The organism is Halolamina sediminis (assembly GCF_001282785.1).
GTDB classification, from domain to species: domain Archaea; phylum Halobacteriota; class Halobacteria; order Halobacteriales; family Haloferacaceae; genus Halolamina; species Halolamina sediminis.
The window spans coordinates 2,267,776-2,282,670 of record NZ_CVUA01000001.1 but is presented as its reverse complement, the minus strand read 5'-3'; the positions used below and the strand labels follow the sequence as shown (position 1 = coordinate 2,282,670).

Annotated in this window: 14 protein-coding genes; 6 read left to right on the top strand and 8 right to left on the bottom strand. The window is 67.4% G+C overall.

The window, feature by feature from the left end; translation table 11 throughout:
• Positions 1-12: 12 nt before the first annotated feature.
• Genes BN1959_RS11440 through BN1959_RS11430 form a run of 3 tightly spaced genes read right to left on the bottom strand, consistent with a single transcriptional unit; the run spans position 13 to position 2,860 of the window.
• Complete coding sequence (locus tag BN1959_RS11440) at positions 13-1,080, bottom strand: metal ABC transporter permease (RefSeq protein WP_079978677.1); 1,068 nt, start codon at positions 1,078-1,080, stop codon at positions 13-15.
• Positions 1,077-1,820 carry a metal ABC transporter ATP-binding protein gene (locus BN1959_RS11435; protein ID WP_079978676.1) on the bottom strand — a complete coding sequence of 248 codons (744 nt, stop codon included), beginning with the start codon at positions 1,818-1,820 and terminating at the stop codon, positions 1,077-1,079. Before BN1959_RS11435 ends, BN1959_RS11440 begins: the two co-directional genes overlap by 4 nt.
• Positions 1,817-2,860, bottom strand: coding sequence for a metal ABC transporter substrate-binding protein (locus BN1959_RS11430; protein ID WP_053948776.1), 1,044 nt, complete (start codon positions 2,858-2,860; stop codon positions 1,817-1,819). The genes BN1959_RS11435 and BN1959_RS11430 overlap by 4 nt, the downstream gene beginning before the upstream one ends.
• Positions 2,861-3,061: 201 nt before the next feature.
• Between BN1959_RS11430 and BN1959_RS11425 the strand changes: the two genes are divergently transcribed.
• Together BN1959_RS11425 and BN1959_RS11420 are read left to right on the top strand one after the other, a co-directional pair.
• Positions 3,062-4,216, top strand: coding sequence for an acyl-CoA dehydrogenase family protein (locus BN1959_RS11425; protein WP_053948775.1), 1,155 nt, complete (start codon positions 3,062-3,064; stop codon positions 4,214-4,216).
• 94 nt (positions 4,217-4,310) lie between these two features.
• Positions 4,311-5,549 (top strand): ABC transporter substrate-binding protein, encoded by a 1,239-nt coding sequence (locus tag BN1959_RS11420; RefSeq protein WP_053948774.1) that lies wholly within the window; start codon positions 4,311-4,313, stop codon positions 5,547-5,549.
• Between the two features lie 26 nt (positions 5,550-5,575).
• Here the strand turns inward: BN1959_RS11420 and BN1959_RS11415 are convergent, their stop codons facing one another.
• From BN1959_RS11415 to BN1959_RS11400, 4 genes are read right to left on the bottom strand one after another with little or no spacing between them, the layout of a single operon-like run.
• A complete protein-coding gene (locus tag BN1959_RS11415; RefSeq protein ID WP_079978675.1) occupies positions 5,576-6,358 on the bottom strand; it encodes an ABC transporter ATP-binding protein in 783 nt (260 codons plus the stop codon).
• Positions 6,355-7,230 carry an ABC transporter ATP-binding protein gene (locus BN1959_RS11410; protein WP_053948773.1) on the bottom strand — a complete coding sequence of 292 codons (876 nt, stop codon included), beginning with the start codon at positions 7,228-7,230 and terminating at the stop codon, positions 6,355-6,357. The genes BN1959_RS11415 and BN1959_RS11410 overlap by 4 nt, the downstream gene beginning before the upstream one ends.
• Positions 7,223-8,569: a branched-chain amino acid ABC transporter permease gene (locus BN1959_RS11405; protein ID WP_053948772.1), complete on the bottom strand. Its 1,347-nt coding sequence runs from the start codon at positions 8,567-8,569 to the stop codon at positions 7,223-7,225. The genes BN1959_RS11410 and BN1959_RS11405 overlap by 8 nt, the downstream gene beginning before the upstream one ends.
• Positions 8,566-9,702 carry a branched-chain amino acid ABC transporter permease gene (locus BN1959_RS11400; RefSeq protein WP_053948771.1) on the bottom strand — a complete coding sequence of 379 codons (1,137 nt, stop codon included), beginning with the start codon at positions 9,700-9,702 and terminating at the stop codon, positions 8,566-8,568. The genes BN1959_RS11405 and BN1959_RS11400 overlap by 4 nt, the downstream gene beginning before the upstream one ends.
• A gap of 339 nt (positions 9,703-10,041) precedes the next feature.
• On the opposite strand from BN1959_RS11400, the gene BN1959_RS11395 reads away from it, so the two are divergent.
• The gene (locus BN1959_RS11395; protein ID WP_053948770.1) at positions 10,042-10,716 is read left to right on the top strand and encodes a DUF4382 domain-containing protein; all 675 of its coding nucleotides are present in this window, start codon (positions 10,042-10,044) and stop codon (positions 10,714-10,716) included.
• A gap of 262 nt (positions 10,717-10,978) precedes the next feature.
• Here BN1959_RS11395 and BN1959_RS14785 read toward each other — a convergent pair whose 3' ends face one another.
• A complete protein-coding gene (locus BN1959_RS14785; RefSeq protein WP_154018271.1) occupies positions 10,979-11,134 on the bottom strand; it encodes a hypothetical protein in 156 nt (51 codons plus the stop codon).
• A 93-nt stretch (positions 11,135-11,227) separates the two neighbouring features.
• On the opposite strand from BN1959_RS14785, the gene BN1959_RS11390 reads away from it, so the two are divergent.
• The 3 genes from BN1959_RS11390 to BN1959_RS11380 all read left to right on the top strand — a co-directional run bounded on the left by BN1959_RS11390 (position 11,228) and on the right by BN1959_RS11380 (position 14,873).
• Positions 11,228-12,517, top strand: a complete 1,290-nt coding sequence (locus BN1959_RS11390; RefSeq protein ID WP_053948769.1) for a saccharopine dehydrogenase family protein — start codon at positions 11,228-11,230, stop codon at positions 12,515-12,517.
• Between the two features lie 294 nt (positions 12,518-12,811).
• Complete coding sequence (heR, locus tag BN1959_RS11385) at positions 12,812-13,591, top strand: heliorhodopsin HeR (RefSeq protein WP_161803749.1); 780 nt, start codon at positions 12,812-12,814, stop codon at positions 13,589-13,591.
• A gap of 262 nt (positions 13,592-13,853) precedes the next feature.
• Positions 13,854-14,873, top strand: coding sequence for an amidohydrolase family protein (locus tag BN1959_RS11380; RefSeq protein ID WP_053948768.1), 1,020 nt, complete (start codon positions 13,854-13,856; stop codon positions 14,871-14,873).
• Positions 14,874-14,895 lie beyond the last annotated feature (22 nt).

Below are 14,895 nucleotides of genomic sequence, written 5' to 3'. Positions count from 1 at the left end.
CGATACAGCCGCTCAGTCGGCGTCGTCAGGCGCCGTCTGACTGTCACCCGAAGCCGAACGCTTCCCCGATCGCCTTCGACTCTCCCTGTCGGCAGGATCCCGTCCCGCGTCGATGCTCCCCATCTCGGGGGACTTCTCGTCGCCGACTGCGGTCTGGACCTTCCCGGCGACCACCGCGAGCGCGTAGATGCCGACCGCGACGAGGACGACGACGCCGCCGGCGGTCGCGCCAGCGTAGTAGGAGACGGCGATCCCCAGCAGCACCGCGAGCTCGGCCAGCACAACTGAGACTAGCAGCGACTCGGTGAAGCTCCGGGAGACCTGCGCCGCGCCCGCGACGGGGACGACAAGCATCGCGGCGACGAGGATCACCCCCATGATCTGCATGGCGCCGACGACGACCAGCGCGGTCAGCATCACCATGATCCGGTTGTACCAGCCCACCGAGAGTCCCGACACCTCGGCGGCAGTCTCGTCGAACGTGACGTACAGCAGCTGGTTCCGGGTCACCGCGACGACGCCGACGACGACGGCGAACAGCACCAGCAGGATCGCGGCGCTCTGGCTGGTCACCGTCGAGAGGTTCCCGAACAGGTACTGGTCGACGCTGACGGTCAGGCCGCCGGCGTTGATGCTGATGAGCGTCGTCCCCAGCGCGAACCCCGTCGAGAGGACGATCGCCATCGACACGTCGTTGTACGCGTCGGTCGTCTCCGAGATGAGCTCGATCAGCAGCGCCGCGAGCATCGCGACGATCACCGCCGTCAGGTACGGGCTCACCCCGAGGTCGATGACCGCGTTGAGGAACAGTCCGACGGCGACGCCCGCAAAGGCCGTGTGTGCGAGCGCGTCGCCGATCAGCGCCAGCTGGCGGTGGACGAGGAACGTCCCGATCAGCGGGGCGATGATGCCGACACAGAGCCCGACGAGGATCGCGCGGTGCATGAACCCGTACTGGAGCAGCCCGAGCCCGGTCAGCTCGCCGACCCACGACAGCAGCCCCGACCAGAGGTCGAGGAACCAGTACAGCGGCGAGAGCAGCGCGTCGAGTGCGCTCGCCTGCAGCACGGGCGCGGTCATTCCGTCCCCCCCACGATCCCCGCGGCCGTGCCGAACGCGCGGGCCAGCGCGTCGCTGTCGACGAACTCGTCGGTCGGCCCGTCGAAGTAGACCTGCTTGTTCAGACAGATCACCCGCTCGGCGTGGTTCGTGACGGCGCTGAGGTCGTGCTCGATCAGCAGCACCGTGATCCCCTGCTCGTTCAGCGAGTGCAGCAGCTCGTAGAACGCGTCGACGGACTCGGCGTCGACGCCGACCGTGGGCTCGTCGAGTACGAGCAGGTCGGCCTCACTCGCCAGCGCCCGGGCGATGAACGCCCGTTGGCGCTGGCCGCCCGAGAGCTGGGTCACCCGGCGGTCGGCGAACGCGGTCATGCCGACGGTGTCGAGCGCCTCGTCGACGCGCTCCCAGTCCGACTCCGAGAGCCACCCGAAGCCGACGTGGGGGAACCGCCCCATCTTGACGACCTCCCTGACGGTGATGGGCATCTCCTTCGACGCGCTGGCGTGCTGGGCGACGTAGCCAAGCCGCGAGCCCTCGTCGAACTCGTGGGCCGGCTCGCCGAACAGGCGGGCGGTCCCCGAGTCGGGGCGCAGCAGGCCGAGCATCAGTTTCATCAGCGTCGACTTGCCGGAGCCGTTCGGCCCGACGATGGCGACGTACTCGCCCGGCTCGACCTGCAACGAGATGTCCGTCACCACCGGGGTGGCGGTGTAGCCGAACGCGACTTCGGAGAGGTCGACGACGGTGTCGTCGCTCATTCGAAGTTCCTCCACTCCTCGCTCCACCCGTCGGGGCCGGCCTCTTCGGGCGGTTTGTTCCCGAGGACGACCTCGAAGGTGGGCATGTTGATGTTGTAGGCGATCTCCGCGTACCCCCAGTTCTGTTCGACCCAGTCCTCTCGGACGCCGGCGTACGGCGTGACCGGGAAGTACGCCTCCGCCCGCGTCTCCTCGATCAGCTGTCTCGCGGGGCGGCGGGCCTCGAAGACGCCGTTGGCGACGTAGCGGATGTCGTTCTCCGCGATCACCTCCTGGGCCTGCCGGATGTCCTCGGGGGCGACCGCGCCGCTGGCGGCGAGGTTGGTCACCAGCGGCCGCATCGCTACGTCGTAGCGGGCGCCGATGTACTGGAACGCGTTGTGGGCCGCTAGCTGGACCACGTCGCGGTCGGCGGCGTCGAAGATGGCCTGATAGGACGCGTCGATCTCCTCGATGGTTTCGGACTTGTAGCGCGCGGCGTTCTCCCGGAGCGTGTCCTCGGCCTCCGGCTCGAGATCGACCAGCCCCTCCGTGATGTTGTCGATGGACGTCTTCGCGCGCTGGGGGTCCAGCCAGAAGTGGGGGTCTTTCCCCTGCTGCTTGCCGACGCCCTCCTCCTCCCGGTCGAGGCTGGCGGCGAGATCCAGGAGCTCGATTCCCTCGCGGGCGTTGATCAGTTCCGTGTCGACGCCGTCGTCCTCCATCGTCTGGATGGCGCGGTCGGCCCAGGGCTGGAACCCCTCACCGACGTGGAGGAAGGCGTCGGACTCGATGATCTCCCGCGTGATGCTCGCGTTGGGCTGCCAGCCGTGGCCGTGGAGCCCGGTCGGCACGAGGTTCTCGACCCGGATCGGGGTGCCGTCGGCGACGACGCGCGCGAAGTCGTAGAAGCTAAAAAACGACGCCGTGACGACCGGCCCTTCCTCCCCTGCGGTACGTGCACAGCCCGCCAGCCCGGCCGCGAGCGCCCCGGCACCGGCGGCGATGGCCGCCCGGCGCGAGAGTTGGTTCGCCGTCGACGATCGGTTCGTGTCGCTCATTGTCGAGTGGAGAGGGGAACCGAATACTCAAAATAGCTTCGGTGAAGTAAATATTTAGATAGTTCTAAATACGGACTCCTCGTTCCGAGCGGGTGTCCGGACGCCGAAGCCAGACGCTGTGTAGGAAGCTCCCCCCTCGATCGCCGATCCGGCGACCGCGTTCGCCGAAAAATTCTTCACGTGTTTCTCGTTGTATCCGTTATGGAGTTCGGACTGACCCAAGAGCAGGAGCAGCTACGAGAGGAAGTGCGTCGGTTCGCGGAGAACGAGATCGCGCCCGTCGCCGGCGAGTACGATCGTGAGGAGAAGTACCCCGCCGAGATCGTCGAGAAAGCCGCCGAGATGGGGCTGACGGGAGCGCACTTCCCGATGGAGTACGGCGGCGTCGGCTACTCGACGCTGGAGATGGCGCTGATCACCGAGGAGCTGTTCGCGGTCGACCCCGGGATCGGGCTCTGTGTCACCAGCGCCGGCTTCGGCGCCGAGGCGATCATGGAGTACGGCACCGAGGAGCAGAAAGAGGAGTACCTGCGGCCGATCGCGGAGGGCGAGGCAGTAATGGGCGCGGCGATCAGCGAGCCCCACGCCGGCTCCGACGTGAGCTCGATCTCGACGAGCGCACGGAAGGACGGCGACGAGTGGGTGCTCAACGGCTCGAAGATGTGGATCACCAACGGCTCGGTCGGCGACTACTTCGTCGTGATGTGCGAGACCGACCCCGACGTGGGCGACCGCTACACGGGGTTCTCACAGATCCTCGTCGAGCGGGAGCGCGACGGGTTCGAGAGCGAGAAGATCACCGGGAAGATGGGGATCCGGGCGAGCGACACGGCCGAACTTCGGTTCGACGACGTCCGCGTGCCCGAGGAGAACCTCGTCGGTCAGCGCGGGATGGGGTTCCCCCAGCTGATGCAGTTCTTCGACGAGACCCGAACCATGGTCGCCGCACAGGCAGTCGGTATCGCGAAAGGCGCCGCCGAGCGTGCACTGGAGTACGCCGAGGAGCGCGAGCAGTTCGGTCGCTCCATCTCGGAGTTCCAGGCGATCCGGCACAAGCTCTCGGAGATGCACACCCGGACGGAGGCCGCCCGCCAGCTCACGTACAAGTCGGCTTGGAGCGTCGACAACGCCGAGGAGGATCTCACTATGTTGGCGTCGATGGCTAAGGAGTTCGCTTCGGACGTGGCGACCGACGCCGCCGACGAGGCGGTCCAGATCCACGGCGGCGCGGGGTTCGTCGACGACTTCGACGTGGAGCGGCTCTACCGCGACTCGAAGATTACCCAGATCTACGAGGGGACGACCGAGATCCAGAAGAACATCGTCGCCCGCGAACTGCTCGACGAGGGGCGCTGAGGCGGCGAAACGGCGGCCGGCGATCCGTTCTTGCACGGTTCGTGCTTGGTATTGACACACATTTATAGGGGTGAACAGTGAACACACGCCCGCTATGGTACGAAGAGTCACACGACGTGACGTGTTGAAAGGTGCCGGTGCGGTCGGTGCGGCCGGCGTGACCGGCGTCGCCGGCTGTCTCGGTGGCGGCGGTGGCGGCAGCCGGACGATCCAGCAGGGGGTCCTCCTGCCGCTGACGGGTGACCTCGCGAACCTCGGCGGCCCGATCCGGGACGGGGCGATCCTCCCGGCGTCGGAGCTGGAGGGCGAGACGGAGTTCACGTTCGACATCCAGGAGGAGGACACCGAGACGAACGCACAGGCGGGCATCTCCGGCGCGGAGACGCTGGTCAACAACGGGTTCCCGGCGATCACCGGGCCGGCGTCGTCCGGCGTCAACATGCAGGTGACCCAGCAGGTGCTCATCCCCAACGAGACGGTCGGCTGCTCGCCGTCGTCGACCTCCCCCGCGGTGACCGATCTCGACGACGACGACTTCATCTTCCGGACGGCGCCGTCTGACGCGTTGCAGGGGCAGGTCATCGCACAGGTGGCCGCCGAGGAGCTCGGCAACAGCACGGCCGCGACGATGTACGTCAACAACGACTACGGGCAGGCGCTCTCGGAGTCGTTCACCAGCACGTTCGAGGAGGAACACGGGGGGAGCGTCTCCAGTCAGGTCTCCTTCGAGCAGGAGCAGAACTCCTACAGCTCACAGCTCGAGTCCGCACTCGAAGGCGAACCCGACACGCTGGTCGTGATCGGCTACCCGGCCTCCGGGATCCAGCTGTTCCGTGACTACTACAGCAACTACGACACCGGCGAGGACATCGTCGTCACCGACGGGCTGCTCGACGACCAGCTCCCCGACGAGGTCGACAACGACATGGCCAACGTCACCGGGACGGGGCCGAAGGCGTCCGGCCCCGGCCGGGACGCGTTCGACGAGCGGTACATGGAGGAGTACGACCGCCAGCCCGGCGTGTTCAACGCCCACGCCTACGACGCGACGGCAGTCAGCTTCCTCGCGAACGTGTACGCGGGGGAGAACTCCGGCCCGGCCGTCCGTGACAACATGCGCCGCGCGGCGAACCCCGAGGGCGAGCAGTTCGGCCCGGGCGAACTAGCCGAGGCCATCGAGGCCGCCGCGGCAGGCGACGACGTCAACTATCAGGGTGCGTCGTCGGCCGTCAACTTCGACGACAACGGCGACATGACCGCGGTCTCCTACGGTATCTACGAGGTCGAGGATCGGGAGTTCACCGAGGTCGACTCGATCGCCTTCGGCGGGTAGCCGACCCCGATTTTCCGTTTTCCGAATCAGCCGCCGAGGAACTCCTGTCGCACCTGCTCGTCGTGCAGCAGCGCGTCGCCGTCGTCCATGAACCGGTTCCCGCCCTGCACGAGCACGTAGCCGCGGTCACAGCGCCGCAGCGCCTCTTTGGCGTTCTGCTCGACCATCAGCACCGCCGTCCCGGCGTCGTTGATCCGGTCGATGCGGTCGAACATGTCCTCGACGAGATCGGGTGCCAGCCCCGCCGAGGGCTCGTCGAGCAGTAGCAGGTCGGGATCGAGCATCAGCGCCCGACCCATGGCGAGCATCTGCTGCTGGCCGCCCGAGAGCGTCCCTGCTTTCTGTCCCTTGCGCTCTTCGAGGATCGGGAACCGCTCGAACACGGCGTCGAGCTGTTCCTGTGGTACCTCGTCGAGGATGTACGCGCCCATCTCGAGGTTCTCGAGCACTGAGAGCGTCGGGAACACGTTGTCGGACTGGGGGACGTAGCCGAGGCCGAGGTGGATCACCTCTTCCGGCTTCTTCCCCGTGATGTCGGTGCCATCGAACTCCACGGTGCCGCCCATCAGCGTGGTGAGCCCGAAGATCGACTTCATCACGGTCGACTTCCCCGCCCCGTTCGGGCCGACGATCGTGACGTACTCGCCGTCCTCGACGTTCATGTCCACGCCGTCGAGGATCTGGAGGTCGCCGTAGCCGGCGTCCAGCGAGTCCACCTGCAGCAGGCTCTCCTCGCTGGTGACGAACTCGGTAGCGTTGACCGCACCGTCCTGCTGCTCGGCGGGCTGGCCCTCGCTGTCGGCGCTCATACCTCACCCCCGAGATACGCCTCGACGACGCGGTCGTCGTTTTTGATCTCCGCGGGCGTCCCCTCCGCGAGGACGGTCCCCTGGTGCATGACGATGACGTGCTCGCAGTTCTCCATGATCAGATCCATGTCGTGTTCGACGAGCAGGAACGTGTACCCCTGCTCGGTCAGGTCGTGGATGCGGTCGAGCAGCTTCTCCTCCAGCGTCGGGTTGACGCCCGCGAACGGCTCGTCGAGCAGCAGCATCTCCGGGTCGACCATCAGCGCCCGGGCGAGCTCCAGCAGCTTGCGCTGGCCGCCAGAGAGGTTCCCCGCCTCCTCCTCGGCGAGGTGGTCGATCTCGAACAGTTCGAGCATCTCCCAGACCGCCTCCCGGAGCTCGATCTCCTGGGCGATCACGTCGTCGCGAAGGCCGGGCAGGACGGCGTTGACCAGCTTCTCGCCGAGCTGATCCTGGGGGGCGAGCATCATGTTCTCGAGCACCGTCATCTCCTCCAGTTCGCGGGCGATCTGGAACGTCCGGACGAGCCCGCGGTTCGCGATCTCCGGCGGCGAGCGACCCGTGATGTCCTCGCCCTGGAACATGACGGAGCCCCCGTCGGGCTCGTGGACGCCGGTGATGCAGTTGAACGTCGTCGACTTGCCCGCGCCGTTGGGGCCGATCAGCCCCGTGAGCGATCCGGACTCGACCTCGAAGGAGGCGCCGTCGACGGCGGTGATCCCGCCGAAGTGTTTCTCGAGGTTCTGTACGCGGAGCGGGATCGACGGCGGCAGCTCCTGTGCCGCACGCTCGGTCTCACTGTCTTCCGTCTCCGAGAGCTCCTCCGGCGGCGTCGCGTCGACCGGCTTCTCGGGCCCGCCGGCGTCACTCATCGGTCTCACCTCCCGTTCGCTCGCTGAGGTCGACGCTAGCGGCGATCTCGCTGCGGCCGCCCAGCAGCCCCTCGGGGCGGTTCTGCATCAGGTACACCAACACCGCGCCGAGGAAGATGAACTTCAGATAGGCGACGTTGTCGACGAGGTAGCCGGCCCAAGCCAGCGGATCGAGCGTGACCATCGCCTCGTAGAAGTTCGTCGGCCGCGGGAGCGAGCCGAAGAACAGCTGTGCGATGGCGTCGACGAACCCCGCGATCCGGCGGGGCCCTTCGAGCAGGAACGCCGCGAAGACGGCGCCGCCGACGACGCTGCCGGTGTTCGAGCCCGAGCCGCCGACGATCAGCGCGGTGAAGATGTAGAACGTCACGATCGGCCGGAACGTGTTGGGGTTGACGAACCCGTAGGAGCCCTGCCAGAGGATGCCACCCAGCCCCATCAGCGCACAGCCGACCATGAACACCTTGATCTTGAACAGCCGGGTGTCCTTGCCGAGCGAGCGGGCGACGAGTTCGTCCTCGCGGATCGCCTTCAGCACGCGGCCGAACGGGGAGTTCCCGATGCGGCTGAGGAGGACGTAGTACAGCGTCACGAACACGAGCAGCAGGACCACCGCGTACGTCCCGCCGACGACCACGCTGGTTCCGACGTCGAGCGTGTCTGCGAGCCCGTACACCACCTCGCCGATCGCGGTCAGCCCCGACTCGGTTTCGTAGATCGCCCGTGCGGGGCTGTTGATCGGGGTGGAGATCCCCTGTCCGCCGCCGGTGCCGAACCGGAGCCCGAAGACGTCGACGACGTTGTAGCTGCTCGCCGACGGATCGGTGACGGTGCCCGCGAAGTAGCTGGCGTTGAACACCAGCCGGATGATCTCCGAGAGGCCGACGGTCACGATCGCGAGGTAGTCGGCGTCCAACTGCAGCGCGGGCAGCGCCGCCAGCCCGCCGACGACCGCGGTGATCAGTAGCGCGCCGACGATCGCGATCGGCACCGGCAGCCCCAGCCCTGGCGGCGAGCCCGTCGGCGACGCCGCGAGGATCGACATCGCGTACACTCCGACGGCCATGAACCCCGCGACGCCGATGTTGAACAGGCCCGTATACCCCCAGTGGAGGTTCAGCGCCAGCGCCAGCAGCGCGTACACCGCGATCAGGAACGTGATGTTGCTGACGGAGTTGGCGACGGCGTTGGCCACCGAGGCGTTGTTGACGCCGGCGAGAAAGCCCGCCAACAGGCCGTGGAACAGGTACGTCCCGAGCAACAGCCCGGCGATCAGCCGGGCGTCGTTCTCCTTGAAGTACGCCGGGACGGCTGCCCAGGCGCGATCGGCGACGCTCATGCGGTTTTCACCCCGCTGAACAGCCCCGACGGCCGGTACAGCAACACGAGGATCATCACGGCGAACGCGACGACCCGCGCGAAGTCGGAGGGGATCCACACCAGTGAGAGCCGCGAGGCGATGCCGATGATGATCCCGCCGCCGATGGCGCCGTAGACGCTGCCGATCCCGCCGAGGATCACGCCCGAGAACACCAACAGCAGGAGCCGCCAGCCGACGTTGTAGTTGAGCGTCCCGCGTTCGAGCACCATCAGAAAGCCGGCGATCCCCGCGAGCCCGCCGCCGACGATCCACGTCGTGCGGACGACGCGCTCGGTGGGGATCCCCGTGACCTGTGCGAGATCCTTGTTGTCCGCCATCGCGCGCATCGCCTTCCCGAGTTTCGTCCGCTGGAGGAGGAAGTGGACGCCGAACATCAGGCTCACTGCGGCGACGATGAGCGTGGCTTCGTGGGCGTTGAGCGGGACGTACCCGTCGACCATCGGGATGTCGACCGAGGGGATCGACCCCGTCTCGGTCACCCCGCGGGTGCTGGTGCCGAACACGAACACGATCGCGTACCGCATCGCGAGCGCGACGCCGATCGACGCGATCAGCAGGGGGATGCCGCCCTTGTCCCGCATCGGCTCGTAGACGATCCGGTCGAGCAGGAGCACCACGGCGACGGTGATGACGCCGGACGCGACGAGCCCCACGAGCAGCGCCAGCGGGGCGTTGATCACCGAGATCAGCGACGGCGCGGTGACGAGAAACGCCTCGCCGAAGGGGACGTCGACGTTGAGCGTGAAGAAGGCGACCAGGTAGGCGGCGAACCACCCGGAGAACGCACCCGTCGTGATGTAGTCGCCGTGGGCGAAGTTCGCGAAGCTGAGGATGCTGTACGTCATCGAGAGTCCGACGCCGGCCAGCCCGATCACGAGCCCGACGATCAGCCCGTCCAGCACGTACCGGCCGACCTGTGAGACCGGGGTCGACCCACCGAGGAGATGGACGCCGCCGGCGCCGACCTCGACGCCGGCCAGCTTGGCAACGAGATCGATGAGGAGGTAGCCGATCACGAGCCCCAGCGCGGCCACTGCGGGCCGTTCGAGCAGTGTCCGGCCGACAGCGCTGTACTCATCAGAAGATACCATGTGTGTCTTTCACAATCACTCTCTCCGCCGGAGGGATATAAAAATTCACTGCGTCCAGTCGACAGACTGCCGCCACCCCGCCCGGTCACGTCGGCGGATCGAGCCACGAATCGCGTCGGCTGGGGTGGGGGTCGACCGAGGTAATTGGCCACTCGCGGCGCACGACGCGCGGGGCTATCTGAGGGCCGACAACACCCCACAGCCCCCGAACGTGAGACGGACCCACACGCGTCTTGCGGTTATCTCGCTCGAACCGGCGATTAATCGGGGTGAAACCGATCCAAACTCGGCCGGAGTATCTCCCCGGTTTACCCCCGTCCAGCCGCTCCTGTCGAGTGCATGAGTGACACAACGACATCGCGGCGAACGTATCTCCGAGCGGCGGGTGCGATCGGCCTCGCAGGTATCACGGGACTGGCTGGCTGTTCGGGCAGTGCCGGAACGGGCACGCTCGCGACGCAAGTGAAGGACGCGCCGGGCGACATCTCGGACTTCGAGTCCTGTGTCGTCAGTATCCAGGGGTTCTGGGTGAAAGAGGCCGAGAACACGGAATCCGAGGCGGGTACGTCCACCACCGTCAACACCGCCGCCACCGATGAGGGCGGCGTCGAGCAGCAGGACGAGGCGGATGTCGATCAGAGCGACGAGCGCACGTACTACGAGTACGACGAGCCGCAGGAGGCCGACCTCGTCCAGCTCCAGAACGGGGAGAGCTCGCTGGTCGACGAACGCGAACTCGAGGTGGGCACGTACGCGTACCTCCAGCTCGACGTCTCGGGCGTCGACGCGACGCTCGCCGACGGCGGGAACGCAGACGTGGGGACGCCCGGCGAGGCGCCGCTGCAGTTCAAGGAGCGCTTCGAGATCCGCGAGGGCCAGCGCACGACGTTCACCGCCGACTTCACGCCGGTCAAGCGGGGCCAGACGGGGAAGTACCTCCTCCAGCCCGTCGCCTCCGGCACCGAGGTCGCCTACTCGGAGACGACCGAGGGAACGGCGACGCCGAGCCAGTAACGCAGCCAGCGAGTTTTCCGGAGCGATCCTTCGCCCGGCCCGTCGTCGGCCGACGCCCGCGTAGCCCGGACCCGCCCGCGAGACAGTAGGGAGAGCTATCCGGCCGTGGGCGTGGCATCGACGGCACGGGCAGTATGCGGCTCCTTCGCGTTTGCTCGTGTATACTAATCGCGGCGGGGGGCCAAGTCGGCGGTATCGAGATGCCAGACAGCCTCCGAACGGGCGAGCGCGCCCTGATACCTACCGGGCACGACGCGGCGAGTTACACCTGCGTCCGTTCACTCGCCCGACAGGGGATCGACTCCATCGTCGCCTCCGAGAAGTCGGGGGTCCCCGCCGCGGCCTCGCGGTACTGTGAAGAGTTCGTGTCGCTCCCGACGGCGTCGACGACCGACTCTCGTAGGGCTGCCCGCCTCACCGCCGGCGTCGATGGCCGTCTGCCGGACCGACCGGCGACAGCTCAATCCGAAGGGCCCTGCCTGTTTTCCTCTCGGGGGCATAACGGGGACAAATGGCAGCTGATTCCCGACAGTACGATCTCGTCGTGTGGGGAGCGACTGGGTTCGCCGGTCGCTTGACGGCCGAGTATCTCACGGAGCAGTACACGCCGGAGACGCTCTCGCTGGCGCTCGGCGGGCGGAATCCCGACCGGCTGGCGTCGGTCGCGGCCGACCTCGCCGACGGGAGCGAGGCGTGGGACGACGTCCCGACGGTCGTCGGCGACGCGACGGAGCCAGCGAGCCTCCAAGCGATCGCCCGGCGCACCCGCGTCGTCTGTACGACCGTCGGGCCGTACACGCGATACGGCACGCCTCTGGTCGCGGCATGCGTCGAAGCCGGAACCGACTACTGCGACCTGACTGGCGAAGTGAACTGGATCCGTGAGATGATCGACCGCTACCACGAGGCGGCGGTCGACGCCGAGACGCGGATCGTCCATAGCTGTGGGTTCGACTCCGTGCCCGCAGACAGCGGCACCCTGCTCGCACAGTCCTACGCGCTCGAGGCGTTCGACGCGCCGTGTGAGACGGTCCGCATCTCAGTCGACGACGCCAGCGGCGGTGTGAGTGGCGGCACCCTGGCGAGCATGGCCGCGGTGTTCGAGGCGGCGGCGAACGATCCGCTGGCTCGGGAGACGCTCCGGAACCCCTACTCGCTGGCGCCGGCCGGCGAGCGCGACGGCGTCGATCTCGGCGGCGCCCGCTTACCACGGCACGACTCGATCCGGTCGGTCTGGACTGCGCCGTCGCCGATGGCGCAGGTGAACGAACGCGTGGTCCGACGCAGTAACGCCCTACTGGGCTACCCCTGGGGGCGGGAGTTCCGCTGTACGGAGGTCGTCGCCACCGGCTCCGGGCTGCGCGGCGCGGCGGGTGCGACGCTTCTCGCCGGCGGTCTGGGGCTGTTTACGGCGGCGATGTCCGTGGGTCCGGCGCGGCGCGCCGTCCAGCGGTTTCTGTTCCCGGATCCGGGCGAGGGGCCGAGCACCGAACAGATCGAGAACGGCCACTTCACGGTGTCCGTCCTCGGCCGTGGGACGGCCCGGGACGGCCCGTTCAGCGTCGTGGCCGAGTTCGGCACCGACCTCGACCCAGGCTACGGCGCGGCCGCACGGATGCTCGGCGAGTCCGCGGTCTGTCTCGTCCGCGGCGACGTCGACTCGCCGCTGGACGGCGGCGTGCTCACGCCCGCCTCGGGCATCGGCGCCCCTCTCGTCGAACGGCTCCGCGACGCCGGATTCACCGCGACAGCCCGCGCAGTGGAGGCGCCGTCGACGGCCGATGGCGCCGACGCTAAATAGCCCCAACCGGGTCCCCAGCGTGTCCGCAGCGGCTGCCAACCGATCGACAACTGGAAAACGCTGCTTTTTACTGCGCATTGATAGGTTAGGTGTGTCCGAGTCAACAATCGCGGACGAGGAGATGGAGGTGTCGTGGCCACGACCCCCCGGTCCGCTCGCCCAGCGCCTTCGGGATGGCCTCGGCCCCGGCGCTCTCGGCACACCTCGCCCTCCGAGGACCCGTTCTGAATATTGCCGTCGTCAAAATGTTGGCAGAACACATATCCTCATAACGGCCCGGGTCAAATTAGGGGTATGTCCACATCCGACACACCGTACCGACGACTCCGCCAGTTCAACGCCGTGATGGCGGTCCTGCATTTCGTCCAGGGTGCGCTGATGATCTACCTGAGCACCTCGCTCAAGTGGACCATCACCGTCACCAGTCTCGAGTTTCAGGCGGGCACCCAGCGCCTCACACCCGTCCTCGAACCCTGGACGACGATCCAACTGTCGTACCTCGTCGCCGCGTTCCTGCTGCTGTCGGCGCTCGCCCATCTCCTCATCGCGACAGTGCTGTACAACTCCTACGTGTCGTACCTGAAACGCGGCATGAACCCGTACCGCTGGTACGAGTACGCGATCAGCGCGTCCGTGATGATCGTCGTCATCGCGATGCTCGCGGGCGTCTGGGACCTCGGGACCCTCGTGGCGCTGTTCTCGCTGGTCGCCGTGATGAACCTCATGGGGCTCATGATGGAACTGCACAACCAAACCACGACGACAACCGACTGGACGGCCTACCTCGTCGGCTCCTTCGCGGGTCTCGTCCCCTGGGTCGTCATCGCCATCACCATCGTGGCCACCGTACTCGGGAGCGACGGCGGCGGGCCGCCGGACTTCGTGTTACTGATCTACGCCAGCCTGTTCGTGTTCTTCAACCTGTTCGCGATCAACATGGTGCTGCAGTACCGCGAAACCTGGAAGTGGCAGGACTACCTCTTCGGCGAGAAGACCTACATCGTCCTCAGCCTCGTCGCGAAGTCACTGCTCGCCTGGCAGGTGTTCTTCGGCGCCCTCAACGCCCCCGTCTGAGGCTGACTCTCTCTTTGGCGGTCCCAGACACGGCTCCCCGACCTCCCGCCGCCTCGCGATAATCCGGGCTCAGAAAGCTGGCCTCGGCACTCATAGGGCTCGTCGTCGCCGGATGCCGAGTCCGGCTCGGCCCGGTGCCGTCGTCATCGGCCACTCGACGGTAGCCGCCGAGCGCGGAAGGCCGTTACCCTTCGCCAGAACCGTCCGCGGGTCGACGACCGCGTGGCGTCGCGTTCATGCCCCCCGGGATCCACGCACCGGTATGGCTACCACGCTCGAAGGGACGATCCTCCGGGGCGAGTCGTTCGACCCCATCGAGGGGCGGGTGATCGTCGAGAACGGCGAGATTGCGGCGGTGGAAGCGGCCCGGACCGACTCGACCGACATCGTGCTCCCGGCGTTCGTCAACGCACACACCCACATCGGCGACTCGATCGCGAAGGAGGCCGGCGGCGGCCTCTCGCTGGACGAGCTGGTCGCGCCGCCGGACGGACTCAAACACCGCCTCCTCCGGCAGGCCAGCCGCGAAGAGAAAGTCGACGCGATGGCTCGGAGCCTCCGGTTCATGGAGGACTCCGGCACCGCGGCGTTCCTGGAGTTCCGCGAGGGCGGCGTCGAGGGCGTCGAGGCGATCCGCGACGCGCTGGCCGACCGCGAGATCGACCCCGTGATCTTCGGCCGTGAGAGCGCCGACGCGATGCGGGCCGCCGACGGGTTCGGCGCCAGCGGCGCCCGTGACAGCGAGTTCGGTGACCTCCGGAAGGCCTGCCGGGCGGCGGGCAAGCCGTTCGCGATCCACGCCGGCGAGCGCGACCCCCACGATCTCACACCCGCGATGGATCTCGATCCCGCGTTCCTGGTCCACGTTGTCCACCCCGGAGACGAGCATTTCGACCGCATCGAACGCGAGGAGCTACCGGTGGTGGTCTGCCCGCGTTCGAACCTCGTCACGAACGTCGGCGTCGCCCCGATCCGCGAACTGGTCGAGCGGACGACCGTCGCGCTCGGGACGGACAACGTGATGCTGAACTCGCCGTCGATGTTCCGCGAGATGGAGTTCGCCGCCAAGCTGGCCGACGTGAGCGCGACCGAGGTGCTCCGGATGGCGACGAAAAACGGCGCCGAGCTGGCGGGGAAGGAGTACGGCCTGATCGAGGAAGGCAGACCCGCGAAACTGCTCACGCTCGACGGCGACTCGGACAACCTCGCCGGCGCGGAGGAGCCCGTTCGTGCGGTGGTCCGGCGGGCGGGTGAGGCCGACGTAAAGGACGTACTGCTATAGCGAGTAAGCGTTCGACCGATTT